Source organism: Roseovarius sp. A46, from assembly GCF_004126395.1.
Classification (GTDB): Bacteria; Pseudomonadota; Alphaproteobacteria; order Rhodobacterales; family Rhodobacteraceae; genus Roseovarius; species Roseovarius nitratireducens.
Window position 1 is genome coordinate 25,423 of the sequence record NZ_PVWS01000017.1, and the last position, 19,208, is coordinate 44,630.

Annotated in this window: 19 protein-coding genes and 1 riboswitch; of the genes, 11 read left to right on the forward strand and 8 right to left on the reverse strand. The window is 68.4% G+C overall.

Features of this window, described 5'->3' with window-relative positions; translation table 11 throughout:
• Positions 1 to 14: 14 nt before the first annotated feature.
• On the reverse strand, positions 15 to 791 hold the full coding sequence (locus tag C6W92_RS10455) for a gamma-glutamyl-gamma-aminobutyrate hydrolase family protein (protein ID WP_129432908.1): 777 nt from the start codon (positions 789 to 791) through the stop codon (positions 15 to 17).
• A 328-nt stretch (positions 792 to 1,119) separates the two neighbouring features.
• On the opposite strand from C6W92_RS10455, the gene pepN reads away from it, so the two are divergent.
• From pepN to C6W92_RS10470, 3 genes are all read left to right on the forward strand, one after another.
• A complete protein-coding gene (pepN, locus tag C6W92_RS10460; RefSeq protein WP_129432909.1) occupies positions 1,120 to 3,672 on the forward strand; it encodes an aminopeptidase N in 2,553 nt (850 codons plus the stop codon).
• Positions 3,673 to 3,781: 109 nt separating this feature from the next.
• Positions 3,782 to 5,068: a hypothetical protein gene (locus tag C6W92_RS10465; protein ID WP_129432910.1), complete on the forward strand. Its 1,287-nt coding sequence runs from the start codon at positions 3,782 to 3,784 to the stop codon at positions 5,066 to 5,068.
• A 192-nt stretch (positions 5,069 to 5,260) separates the two neighbouring features.
• On the forward strand, positions 5,261 to 5,665 hold the full coding sequence (locus C6W92_RS10470; protein ID WP_241691132.1) for a c-type cytochrome: 405 nt from the start codon (positions 5,261 to 5,263) through the stop codon (positions 5,663 to 5,665).
• On the opposite strand, the gene C6W92_RS10475 is transcribed toward C6W92_RS10470, so the two are convergent.
• Positions 5,638 to 6,906, reverse strand: a complete 1,269-nt coding sequence (locus C6W92_RS10475; RefSeq protein ID WP_129432912.1) for a diguanylate cyclase — start codon at positions 6,904 to 6,906, stop codon at positions 5,638 to 5,640. The genes C6W92_RS10470 and C6W92_RS10475 overlap by 28 nt on opposite strands.
• The gene (locus C6W92_RS10480; protein ID WP_129432913.1) at positions 6,903 to 7,505 is read right to left on the reverse strand and encodes a heme NO-binding domain-containing protein; all 603 of its coding nucleotides are present in this window, start codon (positions 7,503 to 7,505) and stop codon (positions 6,903 to 6,905) included. The genes C6W92_RS10475 and C6W92_RS10480 overlap by 4 nt, the downstream gene beginning before the upstream one ends.
• Before the next feature lie 98 nt (positions 7,506 to 7,603).
• A riboswitch (TPP riboswitch) is annotated at positions 7,604 to 7,703 on the forward strand.
• Positions 7,704 to 7,741: 38 nt separating this feature from the next.
• Between C6W92_RS10480 and C6W92_RS10485 the strand changes: the two genes are divergently transcribed.
• From C6W92_RS10485 to C6W92_RS10495, 3 genes are all read left to right on the forward strand, one after another.
• On the forward strand, positions 7,742 to 8,482 hold the full coding sequence (locus tag C6W92_RS10485) for an ATP-binding cassette domain-containing protein (RefSeq protein ID WP_129432914.1): 741 nt from the start codon (positions 7,742 to 7,744) through the stop codon (positions 8,480 to 8,482).
• Positions 8,479 to 9,222, forward strand: coding sequence for an ABC transporter permease (locus tag C6W92_RS10490; protein WP_129432915.1), 744 nt, complete (start codon positions 8,479 to 8,481; stop codon positions 9,220 to 9,222). Before C6W92_RS10485 ends, C6W92_RS10490 begins: the two co-directional genes overlap by 4 nt.
• 272 nt (positions 9,223 to 9,494) lie before the next feature.
• Positions 9,495 to 9,989 carry a cytochrome c gene (locus tag C6W92_RS10495; protein WP_129432916.1) on the forward strand — a complete coding sequence of 165 codons (495 nt, stop codon included), beginning with the start codon at positions 9,495 to 9,497 and terminating at the stop codon, positions 9,987 to 9,989.
• A 344-nt stretch (positions 9,990 to 10,333) separates the two neighbouring features.
• On the opposite strand, the gene C6W92_RS10500 is transcribed toward C6W92_RS10495, so the two are convergent.
• The 4 genes from C6W92_RS10500 to C6W92_RS10515 all read right to left on the reverse strand — a co-directional run bounded on the left by C6W92_RS10500 (position 10,334) and on the right by C6W92_RS10515 (position 13,843).
• On the reverse strand, positions 10,334 to 11,896 hold the full coding sequence (locus tag C6W92_RS10500) for a trimethylamine methyltransferase family protein (RefSeq protein ID WP_129432917.1): 1,563 nt from the start codon (positions 11,894 to 11,896) through the stop codon (positions 10,334 to 10,336).
• A gap of 95 nt (positions 11,897 to 11,991) precedes the next feature.
• Complete coding sequence (locus tag C6W92_RS10505; protein WP_129432918.1) at positions 11,992 to 12,873, reverse strand: DMT family transporter; 882 nt, start codon at positions 12,871 to 12,873, stop codon at positions 11,992 to 11,994.
• Positions 12,870 to 13,562 carry an HAD family hydrolase gene (locus tag C6W92_RS10510; protein WP_129432919.1) on the reverse strand — a complete coding sequence of 231 codons (693 nt, stop codon included), beginning with the start codon at positions 13,560 to 13,562 and terminating at the stop codon, positions 12,870 to 12,872. Before C6W92_RS10510 ends, C6W92_RS10505 begins: the two co-directional genes overlap by 4 nt.
• Positions 13,559 to 13,843 (reverse strand): DUF3572 domain-containing protein, encoded by a 285-nt coding sequence (locus C6W92_RS10515; RefSeq protein WP_129432920.1) that lies wholly within the window; start codon positions 13,841 to 13,843, stop codon positions 13,559 to 13,561. Before C6W92_RS10515 ends, C6W92_RS10510 begins: the two co-directional genes overlap by 4 nt.
• An 86-nt stretch (positions 13,844 to 13,929) precedes the next feature.
• Here C6W92_RS10515 and C6W92_RS10520 point away from each other — a divergent pair, with 86 nt between their 5' ends.
• The gene (locus C6W92_RS10520; protein WP_129432921.1) at positions 13,930 to 15,303 is read left to right on the forward strand and encodes a diguanylate cyclase; all 1,374 of its coding nucleotides are present in this window, start codon (positions 13,930 to 13,932) and stop codon (positions 15,301 to 15,303) included.
• Here C6W92_RS10520 and C6W92_RS10525 read toward each other — a convergent pair.
• Positions 15,270 to 16,208: an AraC family transcriptional regulator gene (locus C6W92_RS10525; protein ID WP_129432922.1), complete on the reverse strand. Its 939-nt coding sequence runs from the start codon at positions 16,206 to 16,208 to the stop codon at positions 15,270 to 15,272. The two genes, C6W92_RS10520 and C6W92_RS10525, sit on opposite strands and share 34 nt — an antisense overlap.
• 125 nt (positions 16,209 to 16,333) lie before the next feature.
• Here C6W92_RS10525 and C6W92_RS10530 point away from each other — a divergent pair, with 125 nt between their 5' ends.
• The 4 genes from C6W92_RS10530 (at position 16,334) to C6W92_RS10545 (ending at position 19,207) form a co-directional block, all read left to right on the forward strand.
• Positions 16,334 to 17,149, forward strand: a complete 816-nt coding sequence (locus tag C6W92_RS10530) for a cysteine hydrolase (RefSeq protein ID WP_129432923.1) — start codon at positions 16,334 to 16,336, stop codon at positions 17,147 to 17,149.
• Positions 17,150 to 17,275: 126 nt separating this feature from the next.
• Positions 17,276 to 18,151 carry an S-methyl-5'-thioadenosine phosphorylase gene (locus C6W92_RS10535; protein ID WP_129432924.1) on the forward strand — a complete coding sequence of 292 codons (876 nt, stop codon included), beginning with the start codon at positions 17,276 to 17,278 and terminating at the stop codon, positions 18,149 to 18,151.
• Positions 18,152 to 18,228: 77 nt separating this feature from the next.
• Positions 18,229 to 18,609 (forward strand): hypothetical protein, encoded by a 381-nt coding sequence (locus tag C6W92_RS10540; protein WP_129432925.1) that lies wholly within the window; start codon positions 18,229 to 18,231, stop codon positions 18,607 to 18,609.
• A 58-nt stretch (positions 18,610 to 18,667) separates the two neighbouring features.
• Complete coding sequence (locus C6W92_RS10545) at positions 18,668 to 19,207, forward strand: adenine phosphoribosyltransferase (RefSeq protein WP_104018837.1); 540 nt, start codon at positions 18,668 to 18,670, stop codon at positions 19,205 to 19,207.
• Position 19,208 lies beyond the last annotated feature (1 nt).

Genomic DNA, 19,208 nt, shown 5'->3' on the forward strand with positions numbered 1-19,208 from the left:
CGCGCGCCTGACGCTCAGGCCATCTGCCGCAGCGGCGTGCCCGCCTTCGCCGCCCAATCCCGCACCGCATCGCCGAAGGCGGTAAACAGCGGGCGGCTGACCGGGTCGTTGGCCGCATTCCACTCCGGGTGCCACTGCACCGACAGGGTAAAGCCCGGCGCACCGCGCACATAGAGCGCCTCGGGCGTGTCGTCATGCGCCCAGCCGTCGATCACGATATCGCGCCCGGCGGCGATCACGCCCTGCCCGTGCAGCGTGTTGGTCATCACTTCCTCGGCCCCCATCAGCCGGTGAAACACGCCGCCGGGCTGAAACCGCACCTTGTGGCGCAGGGCGAACTGCTCTTCCATGGTGCCCTCGGGCGGCATGCGGTGATTGTCGCGCCCCGGCAGCTCGCGGATCTCGGGGTGCAGAGTGCCACCCATCGCGACGTTGACCTCCTGGAAACCACGGCAAATGCCCAGGAACGGCTGCCCCCGCGCCACGCAGGCGCGCACCAGCGGCAGGCTGATCGCGTCGCGCGCGCGGTCGAACGCGCCATGCGCCTCGGTCGGTGTCTCGCCGTATTCCTCGGGATGGACGTTGGGCCGCCCGCCGGTCAGCAGGAACCCATCGCACACCTCCATCAGCTCGGCCACCGAGACGAAGCGCGGATCGCTCGGAATGATGAGCGGCACGCAACCGGCCACTTCGGCCACGGCGGCCGAGTTGATCGTGCCTCCGGCATGGGCCGGGTAGCGGTCGTTGATCTCGTAGCTGTTGCCGATGATGCCGACGACGGGGCGCGCCATGGTAGTCCTTCTTGGTGGCTCTGCTGCACGATATAAATCAAGGTATAGCGCGAAACGAAATAACGAAAGGGCACTCCGCGCACAGGTGCCCGTGCGATGACGCGGATTTGCGCAGGGTGGTTGACGGTTTGCTCATTTTTTCCCGCCATGATGCGCGCGTGGGCGGCGTGGCCGGATCCCCCGCCATCCGCATCCCGGCGGGCCCCGGTCGCGTCGTCCACACCGCGCCCCGCTGCGCCGTCACCGCCCGCCCGCGCCGGGGGAACGCCCCGTTGCAGCCCCTCTCCGATCCGCCTAGGGTCGCGCCGACGCTTGCAGGAGAGACCGGATGAAGGACGCCGCACCCCAGCCCATCTATCTGAGGGATTACACGCCACCCGCCTATCTCGTGGACGCGGTGCACCTGACCTTTCACCTCGATCCAGAAAAAACACGCGTTGTCAGCAAGATAGCGTTCCGCCCCAACCCTGGGGCCGTATCGCGCACGTTCTTTCTGCATGGCGAGAACCTGCGCCTGATCGGTGCCCGCATAGACGGTGCGGCCATCGCGCCCGAGGTGACGGAAACCGGCCTCACCGCCGATGTCCCCGACGCGCCCTTCACCTTCGAGGCCGAGGTCGAGATCGACCCGGCGGCCAACACCGCGCTTGAGGGGCTGTATCTCTCGAACGGGATGTTCTGCACCCAGTGCGAGGCCGAGGGTTTTCGCAAGATCACCTATTACCCCGATCGCCCCGACGTGATGGGCGTCTTTACCGTGCGCATCGAGGGCGACATGCCGGTCATGCTGTCCAACGGCAACCCGGTGGCGCAGGGCGACGGCTGGGCGGAATGGCACGATCCGTGGCCTAAACCTGCCTATCTCTTCGCGCTGGTGGCGGGGGATCTCGTGGCGCATCCCGACCGCTTCACCACCCGCTCTGGCCGCGAGGTCGGTCTCAACATCTGGGTGCGCCCCGGCGACGAGGACAAATGCGCCTTCGGCATGGAGGCGCTCAAGAAATCCATGACATGGGACGAGGAGGTCTATGGCCGCGAATACGATCTCGACCTGTTCAACATCGTCGCGGTGGACGATTTCAACATGGGCGCGATGGAGAACAAGGGGCTCAACATCTTCAACTCCTCCTGCGTGCTGGCCAGCCCCGAGACCGCCACGGATGCCAATTTCGAGCGGATCGAGGCAATCATCGCGCATGAGTATTTCCACAACTGGACGGGCAACCGCATCACCTGCCGCGACTGGTTTCAGCTTTGCCTCAAGGAGGGGCTGACCGTCTATCGCGACAGCCAGTTCACCGCCGACATGCGCTCGGCCCCGGTCAAGCGCATCTCCGACGTGATCGCGCTCCGCGCGCGCCAGTTCCGCGAGGATGCAGGCCCCCTCGCCCACCCCGTCCGACCCGAAAGCTTCATCGAGATCAACAACTTCTACACCGCGACCGTCTATGAGAAGGGGGCAGAGCTCATCGGTATGCTCAAGCGGCTTGTGGGCGACGAAGACTATTACAAGGCCCTCGATCTCTACTTCACCCGCCATGACGGTCAGGCCTGCACCATCGAGGATTGGCTTCAGGTGTTCGAGGATGCGACCGGCCGCGACTTCACCCAGTTCAAGCGTTGGTATGCACAGGCGGGCACGCCGCGCCTGCGCGTCACCGACAGCTTCGAGAACGGCACCTACACCCTGCACTTCGAGCAAAACACGCCGCCCACACCGGGCCAGCCCGACAAATCCCCCCGCGTCATTCCCATCGCCGTCGGCCTGCTTGGCCCCAATGGCGACGAGGTGGAACCCACCCGAATTCTCGAGATGACCGAGGCCCAGCAGAGCTTTTCCTTCGACGGGCTCGCGGCCCGGCCGGTGCCCTCGGTGCTGCGCGATTTCTCGGCCCCCGTGATCGTCGAGCGCGAGACCACCAATGCCGAACGCGCCTTCCTGCTCGCCCACGACACCGACCCCTTCAACAAGTGGGAGGCCGGGCGCGCACTGGCGCGCGAGACGCTGATGGCCATGATCCGCGACGGCGCGGCCCCCGACCCGGCCTATCTCGACGCGGTGCACACCATGCTGCGCGACGAGGCGCTCGACCCGGCCTTCCGCGCCCTCGCCCTCGGCCTGCCGGGCGAGGACGAACTGGCGCAGGCTCTGTCCGAGGCGGGCGACACGCCCGACCCGCAGGCCATCTGGGAGGCGCGCGAGGCGCTCGACATCACCCGCGCCGACGCCATGCAGGGCACGCTCGACGCGCTCTACACGGCGCACCAGGTCAGTGCCCCTTACCGCCCCGACCCCGATCAGGCCGGCGCGCGGGCGCTGGCCAACGCCGTGCTCGGCCTCATCACGCGGCGCGATGGGGGCGCGCGGGCGCTGGTGCAATACGACGCGGCGGACAACATGACCCAGCAACTCGCGGCGCTCGCCTGCCTGATGCGCGCGGGCAAGGGCACAGAGGTGTCGGACGCCTTCTACCGGCAATGGCGGCACGACCGGCTGGTGCTCGACAAGTGGTTCGGGATGCAGATCCTCAACGCCGATCCCGCCGAGGCCGCCGAGACCGCCGCGCGGCTCACCGAACATCCCGATTTCACCATCCGCAACCCCAACCGCTTTCGCGCGGTGCTGGGCGCGCTGGCCGGATTTCCCGCCGGGTTTCACCATGTTTCGGGGCGCGGCTACCGGCTGATGGCGGACATGCTCATCGCGCTTGACCCGCTCAACCCCCAGACAACGGCGCGCATGTGCGCGGCCTTTGAGACATGGCGGCGCTACGACGCGGCGCGGCAGGACATGATTCTCGCGCAGATCGACCGCATCCTCGCTGCACCGGGGCTCAGCCGCGACACCGCCGAGATGCTGGGCCGCATTCGCGAGGCCTGACCAGCCGCCGCGCGGCGCGTCGGCAATTCCCCGCCTTCACCCAAGGCGTGCCCAGATTTGGCCGAAATGGCCCGGCAGGCTGTGTCCGATCCAGCTCGCCGGAGATGCCATGATATTCGACCCGATCGCCCCGTCTGAAAGCCCCCGGCGCACCGAGCGGCGCAAACCGGCACGGGCGCCCGCGTTCGCACGGCTGCTGCGGCGGCTCGGTCTCGCGCGACCGCGCGCCGATATCGACAGCCTCGCGCGGCGCATCCTGCTGCCCACGCTCCCTATCAGCGACGAGGAACATGCTCGCATTCACTTTCACGACGCGGGCCAGCGCCTTGCCCGCCAGGAAGACTGGGCGCGGCTTGCCGAGCGAATCGCAAAAGCGGACGCCGCGCGATTGCACACGCCGGGCGGCGAGGCGGCGGCGGGGCTGCTGGCCGAAGGCGCGCGCGCCGATGCGGTGGCCGCCGCCGGGGACGCGGTTCACGACGCGCGCACGCCCGACCCCGCCGGGCTCGACGCGCTCGAACAGGTCCGTGCCGATCATCCCGACAGCTATCCCATCGCACTCGTGATCGCGCTCACGCATATGGATATCGGCCGGGCGTGGCGCATGTGCACCGCGAAAGGCACCGCCACGCCGGACCGAGAGGCACATTTCCTCGACCACTTCCGGCGCGCCGAGGACCTGCTCGGCCCCTTCGACGCCGAGACCCACGACGCCCCCTCGCTGGCGGCGGCGCAATGCGCCCTGCTCGCCGCGCGCCCGGCGCCCCGGCGGCGCGTGGCAGACGATTATGCCCGGCTCATCGCGCTCGACCCGGGCAGCGCGCGGCACCTGCGCGCGCTTGGCGAGGCGCTGCTGCCCTCGCGCTTCGGCACCTTCGCAGAGCTTGAGCTGGAGGCAAGGCGCATGGCCGCGCAAACCGGCGCGCACCACGGGGCGGGGGCTTATACCTGGGTCTGGTTCGACGCGCTCGCGATCGAGCCCGACGGTCTCGGCACCGTCGACGCGGAGTTCTTCGTCGACGGGCTGCACGCCATCGCCGTGCAGGCCCCCGACCAGCACATCATCAACGAGATCGCCGCCTTTTGCGGCCTCACGATGGCCCCGCGCACCGGCGCGGCGCGACTGCCCGCCGCGCAAGAGAGGGCGCGCGCCACGATCCATGCCTGCCTCGACTGGCTGGTCGCGCAGCACCTGCACGAGCTGCACCCGCTGATCTGGTCGCAGGCGTTGATCGGGCCGGGTTCCACCCCGTCGCTGCCACCGCGCCGCGCACTGGTGACCAGGGGGCGGCAGGCGGCGCTGCGGGTGATCGCCGAGCGTTTTGCCGACGAGATCGCCGATGGCTGTGCGCTCGGCTTCTCGAGCGCGGGAATGTATCGGCTTCCCGCGCTCTGATCGGCCCCTCCCTACATCTTGTGGTTGATCACAACCTTACCGTCCTGTTCGTGCACACGCCCCGATGACGGATGCTGACAAGCGCGTGAAGCCCGGGGTTGGCGCATTGCTTGCGCCATCTGCCGTGCCATCTTGGACATGTGGGGAGAAGAAACCGTCCGGAGGCCGCGCGCGATGCAATTTTCTCGAAAGATGATCCTTTTCGCCGCCCTGGGCTTCGCCCTGCCGGCCCATGCCGCCGATCCCGAACGCGGCGAGCGCCTGTTCCGGGCGTGCACCGCCTGTCATTCCGTCATCGACGAGACCGGCTCGGCGCTCGTGCGCGGCGGGCGCACCGGGCCCAATCTCTACGGCGTGATCGGGCGCCATGCGGGTAGCGTGCCGGGCTTTCACTATTCTCCCTCCATGACCGAGGCCGGGCAGCGCGGGCTGCGCTGGAACGAAGCCGATTTCGTGGTCTACGTGCGCGACGCCACCGCCTTCCTGCGCGGCTATCTCGACGACCCTGAAGCGCGCGGCAAGATGGCCTACAGGCTGCGCGACGCGAACAAGGCGCGCGATGTCTGGGCCTACCTGGAACGCATCGCCGCCCCGTGAGCGCCCGCAGCCTGCCAAGCGCCGTCCACGTCCCCCGGGGCCACGCCGTCGCCACCGGACACCGCGTCCACGGCACCCCCGGCCCGCGGTCCGGTATCGGCGTCCTGGCATATCCCGACCTTCCGATCCGCCCCGGCAGAGCGGGCGGTCCCGGCGCACTGGCCACCGTCCGCATCCCCGGCGTCTTGCAACCCTGGCGGCATCGGCTCGCCGCCCGGCGGCGCCGCGTCCTGCGCGATGTGGAGCCTGTGACAGCCGCGCCCGGCAGCCTTTGCCGCGTATAGTGCGCGGTCGGCGGCATCCATGATTTCACCGGGCGCGCGGCCCGGGCCATCACGGCAGAGCGTCGCGCCGATGCTGGCCGAGATACGACAGGTCAGCGTGCCGTCGCTCACCGGCTCCTCCAGCGCCGCGACGAGCCGCCGGGCGACGGTATCGACCGCGCCGGTGGCGTCGATACCGGGCAGCAACAGCACGAACTCGTCGCCGCCCACGCGCGCGATCACGTCGCGGGCGCGCACCACCGACAGCATTCGCCGCGCCGCCACGCGCAGCACGAGGTCGCCCGCCGCATGGCCGTGGGTATCGTTGACCTGCTTGAAGAAATCGAGATCGAGATGCAGCAGCGCGAACGCCCCGCCCTCCTGGACCGCCTGTGCCAGCAGCGCGTCGAAGGCGCGCCGGTTGCGCAATCCCGTGAGCGTATCGGTCAGCGCCTCTTCCTGCGCGGCGCGCCGTGCCCCTTCGAGGCGGCGGTTGAGCCTGCGCGATTCCTCCATCGCCAGGGTCTTGGCCTCGAGCAGGTAAAGCATCTCGGTCGCCAGATCGGTCACCGCGAAATCTGCGCCGCTGAGGCCGAAATCGCGCACCGCGTCGACCACCGAGATGCCGAAGGCGAGGTTGACCACCATCGCGCCCCCGGCTCCGCCCGCATCCTCGGGCGCCAGCAGGCAAAGCTGCCCCTTGAGCGCATAGCGCGGGCGCGACCGCAGCCGCAGGCGCAGCCGCGCCCCGTCTAGCGCGCGCAGCGCGGCAACGTCCTGCACAGCCCGCGGCCGGGTCAGCTCGAACAATTCGAGAAACCGCCGGCCGATCATCTTCTCGGGCGCCACGATCTTGGCCAGCGTCGGCCCGCCGCCGATGACATGGCCGGTCGGGCCGATGACCACGTGCATGGGACAGAACCGGTCAAGCATCGCCACCTGCGCCAAGGCTTGCATCTGCGCAGCCGCGCCGCTCATGGCGCGGCCCGCCCGCTGGCGAGGTCAAAGTCCCGCCCGTCGGCAAAGGCCGCGTCGAGCAGGTGCACCTCGATGATCTCACGCGTGGCGTCGCAGCCGCGATAATCGAGCAGCACCAGCGCCCCGTAATCGTCGGCCATCGCGCGCAGCATGCCCAGCAGAACCGGCCCAAATCGCAGCCCCGCGCCATCTGCGCGCGCCATCTCCACGAGAAACACCCCCGCGCCCTGCATGTAAAGGCTGATGGCGGGCAGGTCGAGCTCGGACATGGCGAGCCGCGCCCGGTCGGGCAGGTCCTCGAGCGATTCGAGGAACTCGGCGAAGTCCACCCCGCCGAAGCGCAACAGCCGCCGGATCGCCTCGGACCGGGGCTGCGCCACGAGATAGGTGCCGAGATCCTCCAGCAGGTCGGCGGACGACCGTGAAAACCGTGCCGCGACCGCCTCGACCAGGCGCGCCGTCACCCCCGGCTCGCACGGCATCAGCGGCTCGAACGCGGACTCGTCGATCCCGAGGCGCGCCATCACCTCTTCCCACACGGGAACGCCGTAGCTGTCCCTGACGAAACACGCGATCGCGCGGTTGATCAGCCCGTTCATGGCCCTCTCCTTGCCGGTGCGCGCAGTCTGGCAACCAGAGTTTAACATTCCCTGAACGCGCGCCGCTTGTCAGCGCACCGGGGGCCTGCTACCACCGCCGCCATCCGTTGGGGTGCCCTGCAAGGGGCTGAGAGGCTGCGCCAACCCATCGAACCTGACCCGGCTCGCACCGGCGGAGGGAACGGAGACGCGCTCAAGCGGCCTGCCCTGTCCCCCGCCCAACCAAAGGACCGGCCATGCAAGCCGCCACGCCGCCCGCACTCCTCATCGACGGCACCGCCACGATCGGCGGCGCGCCGCTCTTCGGTCCGCTTCGGCTCGAGGCGGCGGCGGGGCGGATCACCTGCCTTCTCGGCCCCTCCGGCATCGGCAAGACCACGCTCCTGCGGCTGGTCGCGGGGACCGACGAGGTGACGCGCTTCGACGGGACCATCACCGCCTCCGACGGCGCGCCGGTCACCGGGCGCGTGGCGCTCATGGCGCAGGGGGCCGATCTCTTGCCCTGGCTCGACGTGACCGGCAATGTCACCCTCGGCGCGCGGCTGCGCGGCACCCGCGCCGATCCCGCCCGCACCCGTGACATCCTCGCCCGCACCGGGCTGTCAGAGCACGCGCACAAACGGCCCCACGCCCTCTCCGGCGGGCAGCGGCAGCGCGTTGCGCTCGCGCGCACGCTGATGGAGGACCGCCCCCTCGTGCTGCTCGACGAGCCGTTTTCGGCGCTCGACGCGGGCACCCGCGCGCAGATGCAGGAGCTGGGCGCACGGCACCTCTCGGGGCGCACGGTGCTGCTCGTCACCCATGACCCGGGCGAGGCCGCCCGCCTCGGCCATGCCATCCACATCCTCGGGGCGGACGGGCTCGAGACTGTCGCGCCCCCCGCGGCGCCCGTGCCCCGGCCCGTGGACGATGCCGGGACGCTCGAAGTGCAGGGCCGCCTGCTCGCCCGGCTGCGCGAGCAGGGTGCGGCGGCATGAGCAGGCTCATCCCCATCGCCGCCTCCACCGCGCTGGCGCTCGCGCTGTGGCAGGCGCTTGTCACGCTCACGGGTCTGCCGCCCTTCATCCTGCCGGGGCCGGGCCGCGTGGCCGAGGCGCTGTGGCACAGCCGCGCGCTGATCGCCGGGCACGCGGGCGTCACCATCGCCGAGGTGCTGATCGGGCTGGCGCTGGGGGCGATATTGGGCGGGCTCTCGGCCATCGGCCTCGCCGCCTCGCCGCTCGCACGCGGGCTGATCCGCCCGATGATGGTGTTCTCCCAGGCGATCCCGGTCTTCGCCCTCGCCCCCATCCTGACGCTGTGGCTGGGCTACGGGCTGTGGTCCAAGATCGCCATGGCGCTGCTGATCATCTACTTCCCGGTCACCTCGTCGTTTTTCGACGCGCTGATGCGCACCCCGCAGCCCTGGCTCGACCTCGGGCGCGTGATGGGGGGCTCGCCCGCGCGGTTGATGTGGCATATCCGCGTGCCCGCCGCGCTGCCGGGCTTTGCCTCCGGCCTGCGCCTCGCCGCCGTCTACGCCCCCATCGGGGCGATCATCGGCGAATGGGTGGGGGCCTCCAAGGGGCTTGGCTACCTCATGCTGCTGGCCAATGGCCGCGCCAAGATCGACCTCATGTTCGCCGCCCTCATCGTGCTGGCGGTGTTCACCCTTCTGCTGCACCGCGCCGTGGACGCGGCGTGCCGGAGGTGGCTGGATGGGACGGCGGCGGGCTGATCCCCGGCCCTGTGCGCATCATGGCGAAGCCATGAGGCCGAGGATGTCGAGGGCCCATTTTGCCGGATGCTTCAACTTGCACCCACGGCAGCAATGCGTAGCAAGCTTAGAAACAATCGAACAAGCTGCTTCAGGCGGGAATTAGTAGATTCTTAAAACCTCAACAAATCAAGGTTGATCGGCCAGCAGATTGACTCTGGTCAAGTGTGATCACGACGGAAGCATGTATCCTGAATGTGCGCGGTTTCTTGCACCCCAAGGATGCTCGGAAAATGAAACACTTCAAAAAAATTGGTCTATCAGTCGGCGCTGTGTTTTGGGCAGTTTGCGTGAACGCCCAGCAGCTTGACCCGCATTTTGTATACGAACAGAACTGCGCAGCTTGTCACGCGCCGCATGCCGGAGAGTTTGTCGCTGAGAAGTTGGCCATAACTAATATCGGCCTTGTTGGAAAAATTTCGGATCGCCTTGTCCGTGATTTTCTGGAGGCAGGTCACGGCAAGCTATCAGACGAAGAAATCGACGTTCTGATTGAGCAGTTCGAGTTTATTCACGATTCTGGCGCCCTGTTCAGAAACAAGTGCGTTATTTGCCATGACAATGCTGCCAAGTTTGCGCGCATCAAGTTGATTTTGCGCGACGATGTACTGACCGGTCGTTACTCGAATAGAGACGTCGCAGAGTTCCTACTGAATCACGGGCGACTTGATGAGTCTGAGGCTCAAAAGATGGTCGAGGTTCTTACGCGCCAGCTTTTGGTAAAGTAATCGAACTAGGAGCTTGCTTACCCATCGGTTCCGACGTTTTTGCGCTTTCTAATGATAGACCGCTACTCACAGCAGGACTTGCCCTCTTGGATCGGTGCGCGCCGAAAAGGTGCATATAGTAAAGCGGCCCAAGTCTCCCGAAAAACCGTCAGGAGCCTCTTGCCGTCAGGGGCACGCCTTCCGGGGCGGTTGCCCCTTTTTCACCGATCCGCACCGCGACAGGCAGACGCCCCGATCTGCTCCCTTCTTCTTGGCCCAAGTACCCGTCCCCCGACCGGCCCCCACGCACCGCCGGAATACCGACGCAATACCGACGTGTTACCGACGCCACTTTCACCCCCTCCTCAGAAATCCGTCGGTGCCCCGCCCTCGGCCTTGCGCCGTTCCACGAAGGCCGCCAGTTCCTCGCGGATACCCTCGTCCATCGGCGGCGCCTCGAAGCCCGCGATGATGTCCTGGAACACCTGGTGCGCGCGCGCGGTCGTCCATACGCCCCCCGCCGCCTCCCACGCCTCGTAATTGCGCCAGTCGCTCAGGAACGGCGCGTAAAAGGCCGTGGTATAGCGGTCCTGCGTGTGCTGGATGCCAAAGAAGTGGCCCTGTCCGCCGACCTCGCGGATCGCGTCGATGGCGATCTCGTCCGGCCCCGTGGCGGTTAGCATCGGGTCCATATACCGCTGGATATGCTGCAAAATCTCGCAATCCATGACGAATTTCTCAGGGGACGCGATCAACCCCCCCTCCAGCCATCCAGCCGCGTGATAGACCATGTTGGCCCCCGCCTGCACCGCCGACCACAGGCTGTTGGAGGTCTCCCATATCGCCTGCCCGTCGGGCACGTTGGCCGCGCAAACGCCCGAGGCCCGCATCGGCAGCTTGTAGAACCGCGCCAGTTGCCCGGTCATCTGCGTCGCACGCATGTATTCCGGCGTCCCGAACGCGGGCGCGCCGGATTTCATGTCCACGTTGGAGGTAAACGTGCCAATCGCACAGGGCGCGCCGGGCCGGATCACCTGCGCCAGAACCACCGCGCACAGCGCCTCCGCCAGCGATTGCGCCACCGCTCCCGCCATCGTCACCGGCGCCATCGCCCCGGCCAGGGTAAAGGGCGTCACCACCAGCCCCTGCCCGCGCCGCGCCAGCCGCATCCAGCCGTCGAGCATCGGGTAGTCGTGCTTCAACGGCGAGGTGGAGTTGATGTTGGTATACATGTGCGGGCTGGCCTCGAATTCCTCGTGGCTGAGGCCGCCCGCGATGCGCACCATCTCCATCACATCCTCGACCCGCTCTTTCCCGAGGCAATAGGCATGCGCCACCTTGTCGGTCAGCGTCAGCTTGTCATAGAGCACGTCGAGGTGCCGGACGCTCGCGTGGATGTCCTGCGGCTCCACCGGGTAGCCGCCGACGAAATGGATGCAGTTGAAATACTGGCTGAGTTTCAACAGGTTCTGGCACATCTCGCGGGTGCCCGTCACCTTGCGCCCGATCTTCATGTCCCAGTAACTCGGCGGCGAGGAGACGTTGCCGAAGTTCAGGTGATTGCCACCGATGGTCAACCGCCGGTCGGGGTTTCGCGGCGTGATGGTCCAGCTCTCCGGCGCTTTCCCGATCATCTCCATCACGAAATCGCGGCCCATGCGGACGTTCTCGCCATTGATCTTGCAGCCACCCGAGGCGCGCAGGATCTTCACCGCCTCGGGGTTGAGAAACTCGATCCCGATCTCTTCGAGAATGCGCATCGCACCGTCATGGATCGCCTTCACGCCCTCGGGTCCGAGCGGCTCGGTCGGCCGGTCGATGTTCAACGGCGGGTTCCACGGCATCTGCTCGATCACCGCGCCGCCGCGCCGCGCGGCATTGCCCGCGCGGCCGCCACCGCGCTTCCTGCGTTTGAGATCCTCGGCCATCTTCGCGCCCTCCCGGTGCTCGTCTTCCATAACGAAACACCGCGCGCGCACAGCCCACATGCCGCTTTGCGACGAAACCTGTCGTTTTCACTCTTTCAGGCGACGGCCATCCGTCGGCGGCCCGTGTGCCAGAGATAGACGGCGAGGCTCACCACCACCACCGCGCCCCCCGCCAGCATCATGGGCGTGGGCTCCTCCCCCACGCCCAGCCACACCCAGAGCGGGCCGAGCACCGTCTCCAGCAGCAGCAGAAGGCTTACGTTCGAGGCGTGAGTGTAGCGCGAGGCAAGCGAGAGCGAGAAGAACGACACCGGCAGGATCACCAGCCCGCAAACCGCGATCGCCCAGACCACACCGTCGGTCATCGCCACAGGCCCGGTGATCGCGGTGCCCGTCACGCCCGCGAGCGCCGCGCCCAGCCCGATCAACAGCGGGATCGGCAGGTCGGGGCGCGCCCGCAGAATCACGAAATTCAGCGCCAGCACCATCGCCACCCCGAGCCCCGCAATCGCCCCCAACAGCGCGTCGGAGGTCAGCGTCACCGCCCCCTCGCCGCCGAACACCGCCAGCGCGATGCCACCCAGCACCACCACGATCGTCACCCATGTCGCGCGGCGCGTCGGCTCGCCGATGATGATCCGGGCGAACAGCGCGGCAAAGACCGGCACCGTCGCCACCGCCAAGAGCATCACCGCCACCGGCGCGTGCGCGATGCCGAGGCTGAACAGCGTTGCGTTGACATACTGGCAGGCCACGATGGCAAGGCCGAAACCGGTCGCCACAAGCGCCAGGTCGCGGCCCCGGCGGCGCGACGTCAGCGCCCAGAGGGCCACCATCACCGCCCCCATCAAGAGGCCGCGCCAGCCCACCATCTGATAGCCGCCCATGCCCGACAGCCGCATGAATAGCGCGTCGGGCGTGAGCACCAGCGCGCCGAAGGTGGCGAGAAACAGGCCAAACAGCGGGTGTCGCGTCATGCCAGAAGCCACTCCGGCAGGTGGCCGATATCTGGCAGCACCGCGTCGGCGAACGGGGCAAGGTCGGCCTCCACGGCCGTGCCGGTCAGCACGCCCACGCATACCATCCCCGCCGCGCGGCCCGCGATCAGGTCATGGGTGCTATCGCCCACCATTACCACCCGGCCGGGCGCGACCGAGACTGCCCGCGCGAAGGCCAGGAGCGGCCCTGGCGCGGGCTTGGCCCCGTGACCGGAATCAAAGCCCGCGATGAAATCGAACCGCTCCAGCACCCCTACGGTGCCCAGATGCGCGCGCGCGCCATACTCGGTATCGTTGGTCACCACGCCCAGCCGCAGCCCGCGGGCGCGCAACCCGTCGAGGTAAGGGGCCAGAGGCACGGCAGGGGCCAGCGGCGCCTCGGCGGCGCTCAGCATCAGGTGGATCTCGATCTTGTCCACGTCCCTGTCGTGCAGCGCCCCGGCCAGGCATTCTGCGGCCTCGCGGTTGGTACCTGCGATAATCGGGCTTGTCGGCAAGAATCGCGCCGCCGCCAGGTCGTAATGCGCGGCCTCGGCCAACCGCGCCATCGCCACTGCCTCGCCACCTGCAAGGTCGCGGATCACCTGCCCCGCCCACGTGCTCCACGTGGCGTGGAAATCGAAGAGCGTGCCGTCCTTGTCGAACAGGATTGCGTCGGCGCGGCTCATGTCCAGTTCATCTCCGCCCCGCCGGGCAGGGCCGCGCGCGCGCGCATCGGCACGTCATAACCCAAACCTTGCGCGTCACAGAACGCCGTGACCCATGCGTCGTCCATCGCCAGGAAATCAAGCACCGCGCCCAGGAACTCGGGATCGGCGGCACGCGCGCGCAAATCGTCCTCCGAGGCCCCCGTGGCCCCGAGGAAAACCGGCAACAGATCATCATGGCCCGCGAGCCAGCCCAAGGCCCCGAGCGCGACGGTCTCGGCGAAATCCTGCGTCATGTTCATTTAAGTTAATTCCCGGAAAGGTTTTCTTAACCACTCGGCGCGATAGTGGCCCAAAGGTAAACGCTTAGAGCGAAGGCGCAACCGCAATGTCGGGCACGGTTCTCATTGTAGACAATATGGCCACCAACAGGATCGTGTTGAAGGTCAAGCTCGCGCCCACCCCCAACCGGGTCGTGCAGGCGGCCACCCCGCGCGAGGCGCTGCGCATCGCAGCGAAGGACGCGCCGGACCTGATCCTCGCCAATACCCACCTTGATGGGCAGAGTGCCGAGCCGTTCCTGCGCGCGCTGCGCCGCGTCGAAAGGCTGGCGCATGTGCCGGTGCTGATGATGCAGGATACCGAATGCGCCGCCGAGCGGCAGGCCATGCTTCGCGCGGGCGCCGACGACATCCTCGCCAAGCCGGTCCCCGAGGCGCTGCTGCTCGCGAGGCTGCGCAACCTGTTGCGCAGCCACCACGCCGAAACCGAGATCGCCGCGCAGGCGGGCGATGCCGCCGGTTTCGCCGAAGCGCGGGCGGAAATCGTCCTGCCGGGGCGCGTCGCCATCTGCGGCGCGGACCGCGCCGCGACCCGCGCGCTGCGCAGCCTGCTCGCCGATCGCACACCGCACCGCCTGACCTGCATAGCCCCCGAGAGCACCACCCCGCCAGGACCGCAGGACGTACATCTCCTACGCATCGCCAACGGTCAGGCCGAGGCCGGACTGCGCCTGCTGGCGGATATCAAGGCCGCGCGCGACACCTGTCGGTGCCCCGTCCTCGTGCTGCTCGACCGCGCGGCAGCCCCGCTCGCCGTAACACTGCTCGACATGGGGGCCGACGATGTGCTCCTCGCCCCCGCCGACGGCGGGGAACTGGCCCTGCGCATCGCCCGCCAGATCGACCGGAAGCGCCGGATCGAGGTGCTGCGCGGCAAGCTGCGCTCCGGCATGGCCGCGGCGGTTCGTGACCCCCTCACCGGCGCCTACAATCGCCGCCATGCCTTGCCCTGGCTCGAACGCCAGCTCGCGCAGACCACGATCGGGCGCAAGAGCCTCGCGGTGATGCTGGCCGATCTCGATTTCTTCAAGCGGGTCAACGACCGCCACGGCCATGCCGCGGGCGACGCGGTACTCTGCGCCGTGACCGAGCGGCTTGGCGCGCATCTACGCGAGGGTGATCTGCTGGCGCGCATCGGCGGCGAGGAATTCCTGGTCGCGCTGCCGGACGCCACGCCCGGACGCGCCCGCCGCGTAGCCGAGCGCCTGTGTGACGCGATCCGTGCCACGCCCATGGCCGTACCGGGCCAGTCCGCGCCGATCCCGGTCACGCTCAGCATCGGCGTCACCCTCGTGCAAAGCGGTCCCGGCAATCCTGCTCCCGACATGCAGACCGTCCTGGACGAGGCCGACCGCGCGCTCTACGCCGCCAAGGCGCAGGGCCGCAATCAGGCCAGCTTCTGCGCCCGCTCGGCGGCCTGACCGGGGTGCCCGCGAAAAGCACGCGGCGTCTCACCCCACATTGCCACGAACGCGCGAGTAAAGGCGCTGCGGCTCTGAAACCCCACCGCGCGCGCCACCTGTTCCACCGGTGCCCGCCGCTCGGTCAGCATCTGCGCCGCCCGCGCCAGCCGCAGGTCGCGCAACAGCGTCATCGCCCCCTGCCCATAGGCCGCCCGGAAACGCGCGGCAAAGCGCGACCGGCTCATCCCCGCCACCCCCGCGAGACTGTCGAGCGTGTGGGGCGCGCCAGGCTCGTCGAGCATCGCACGCAAGCCGCGCCACAGCCCCGGATCGGCCAGCGCCGCGAGCCAGGTGACTGCCGGATCGCCCGCCTCCAGCCGCACGCGCAGCATCTCGATCAGGCATTGCAGCAACAGCGCACGGACCATCGCCCGCTGCCCGGGCCGGACGCTCCCCATTTCGGCCACCAGCGCCGCCATCGCCTGCGACGCCACCGGGCTCGCCGTCACATCGAGATCGAGCGGCGCGCGCAACAGGTCGATCAACCCGTGCGTGCCGCGCAGCCCCACCGAGATCGTGGAGCAAAGCACCACCATCACCCCCGCCCCCGCGCCGCGTGCGACATGCGCCTCAAGGTCGAGCCCCGCCGGGTGGCAGGCGGGCAGCCCCGTCTGACCGCCGCCGCGATGGGCGAGCGAATGGGTGCGGCTCGCCGGTACCAGCACCAGCCGCCCGGGCGCCAGATCGAGCGGCGCGCCGCCCTGCACCGACAGCACGCCCCGCCCGCCCAGCACGTAGTGCAGCGTGGCGCGCGGGGTGCGGCCCAACCCCATGCTACACGCGCCCTCCAGCGCGCAGATGGCAAAGGGCTCGGCGCTGATCTCCAGCGCGTCGAGAATCCGGTCGTGGGGGTGCTCCGTCATGGGGCCGATCCTGCCGCAGCGGGACGCGAAAGGCACGAAAAATCGTCCATATGCCACCGATTCAGGACGCAAAGGCACATCACCTCCGGCAGACTACGTCATGTCAAAACCAAGGGAGAGACCTGATGTGCACCTGTCACGATCACGACCATGACCCGAAATTCACCCGCCGCGCCGCGCTCACCGGCACGGCCGCGCTGGCCGCTGCCGCAACCGGCCTCGCCGCCTCTGGCGCGCAGGCGCAGGAGGCCAACCCCTACGCACCGCCCGCCGAGCCGTTCCTGCCGCCCAGCGACATGGTGCTCGACCTCAACCGCGCGGCCCTCGTCGTCACCGATCCGCAAGTCGATTTCCTGTCGCCCGACGGCGTCGCCTGGGGCGCGGTGGGCAAGTCGGTCGAGATGAACAACACCGTCGACAACATCGAACGGCTGTTCAAGGCGGCCAAGGGCGCGGATATCACCGTCGCTGTCTCGCCGCACTACTACTACCCCACCGATCACGGCTGGAAATTCGAGGGTGCACTGGAAAAGCTCATGCACAAGATCAGCATGTTCGACCGCAAGAGCCCGCTTAGCCTCGACGGGTTCGAAGGCTCGGGCGCCGACTACATGCCGCAATACAAGCCCTATATCGAGGACGGCAAGACCATCCAGTGCTCGCCGCACAAGGTCTACGGACCGGAAACCAACGATCTCGCGCTGCAACTGCGCAAGATGGGCGTGGACCAGGTGATCCTAGCGGGCATGTCGGCCAACCTGTGCACCGAGAGCCACATGCGCGAACTGCTCGAACAGGGGTTTGAGGTGGCCGTGGTCTCCGACGGCACGGCGGCGGCGATGCTGCCCGAGGGCGACGGCTATCTCGCCGCGCTGACCAACTTCCGCTTCATGGCCAACGCGCTGTGGACCACCGACGAGGTCGTGGCGATGCTCGGCTGAGCGCGCCCCCGGCCCGCGCCCCCGGGGATGAGGCGGGGCCGCCCGCGCGGGATCACACCCCGCGCGGGCATTTCCTTTTTCAGCGAACCGGCCTATCCCTGCCTCTGACCAGATGGAGGCAAGGCGATGGCACAAACCATGATCGGGGTGATCGGCGGCTCGGGGCTCTACGAGATCGACGGGCTGGGCGACGCCCGCTGGCAAGAGGTCGAAACCCCGTGGGGCCCCCCTTCGGACGCGATCCTCACCGGCACGCTCGACGGGGTGGCGATGGCCTTCCTGCCCCGCCACGGACGGGGCCATGTCCACAGCCCCTCGACGGTGCCCTACCGTGCCAATATCGACGCGTTGAAGCGGCTCGGCGTCACCGACGTGATCTCGGTCTCGGCCTGCGGCTCGTTCCGCGAGGAGATGGCACCGGGCGATTTCGTCCTCCTCGACCAGTATATCGACCGCACCGTCGCGCGCGACGCCTCGTTCTTCGGCACGGGATGCGTCGGCCATGTGAGCCTTGCGCACCCCACCTGCCCACGCCTGTCAGAGGCTTGCGAGACCGCCGCGCGCGACGCAGGCATCACCGTACACTCGGGCGGCACATACCTGGCAATGGAAGGCCCGCAGTTCTCGACCCTGGCGGAATCGAAGATGTATCGCGAGGCCTGGGGCGCGGACGTGATCGGCATGACCGGCATGCCCGAGGCGCGGCTCGCCCGCGAGGCCGAGCTCTGCTACGCCGCCGTCGCCATGATCACCGATTACGACAGCTGGCACCCCGATCACGGCACCGTCGATATCTCCGACATCATCGCCACGCTCGGGGCCAATGCCGACAAGGGCCGCGACCTTGTCCGCCGCTTGCCCGCGCTCTTGGGCGCGGACCGCACGCCCTGCCCCCACGGTTGCGACCGCGCGCTGGAATTCGCCATCCTCACCGCGCCCGACAAACGCGATCCGGCCCTCGTCGCGCGGCTCGACGCGGTGGCGGGGCGGGTGCTCGACTGATCGCGGTCTGCTCAACTCTTCGCGCGCAGCGTGTCACATCACTGGACGCCTGCGCGCGCCGCCCCCATTACAGTCCCATGTCCCGGCTCATCGACAAGCTCACCGACCAGGCATGGCGCCACGACATGGGCCGCCGGTTCGAGGCGCTCGCGGACGAGATTTTCCAGGTGATCCGCTGGGTGCTCATCGTTGGGTTCGCCGATTATCTCGCGCGCGCCCATGACGCCGCGATCCTGACGCTCACCTACTGGGCGCTGTCGGCGCTGCTCTTCGGCTACATCGCCTCGCGCTTCCTGTTGCGGCCAGAGATTCCCTTGCTCGGCAACCCGCCGGGGCACCCGGGCCGCCTCGCGCAGACGGCGCTCAATTTCCTGCTCTGCGTGGGGGTGTTCCTGCTCACCCTCTACGCCATCAGCGATCTGACCGGCGCCATCGCCGCCTATCGCGGCGCGCTCTGAACCCTTGCGCGGCGGCCCGCGCTGCGGCACAAGCGCGGCGACCCACCGGAGAGCCGCCATGCCCAAGCAAAAGACCGTCAGGGACTACATCCGCACCATCGTCGATTTCCCCCACGAGGGGATCCTGTTCCGCGACGTGACCACGCTTTTCGCCGATCCGCGCGGATTTCGCATCGCTATCGACCAGATGCTGCATCCCTATGCCGGGCAGCCCATCGACAAGGTGGCCGGGCTCGAGGCGCGCGGCTTCATCCTCGGCGGCGCCATCGCGCACCAGCTCTCGGTGGGTTTTGTGCCCATCCGCAAGAAGGGCAAGCTGCCCGGCGCGGTGATCTCGGAGGAATACCAACTCGAATACGGCGAGGCGGTGATCGAGGTCCACGACGACGCCATCGCGCCCGGTGAACGGGTGCTCCTGGTGGATGACCTGCTGGCCACGGGCGGCACCGCAGCGGCAGGCATCCGGCTGATCGAGCGCCTTGGGGGAGAGATCACCGGCTGCGCCTTCATCGTCGATCTACCCGATCTCGGCGGGCACGCCCGGCTCGAGGCGATGGGAATGGACGTGCACACGCTCTGCGCCTTCGAGGGAGCATGAC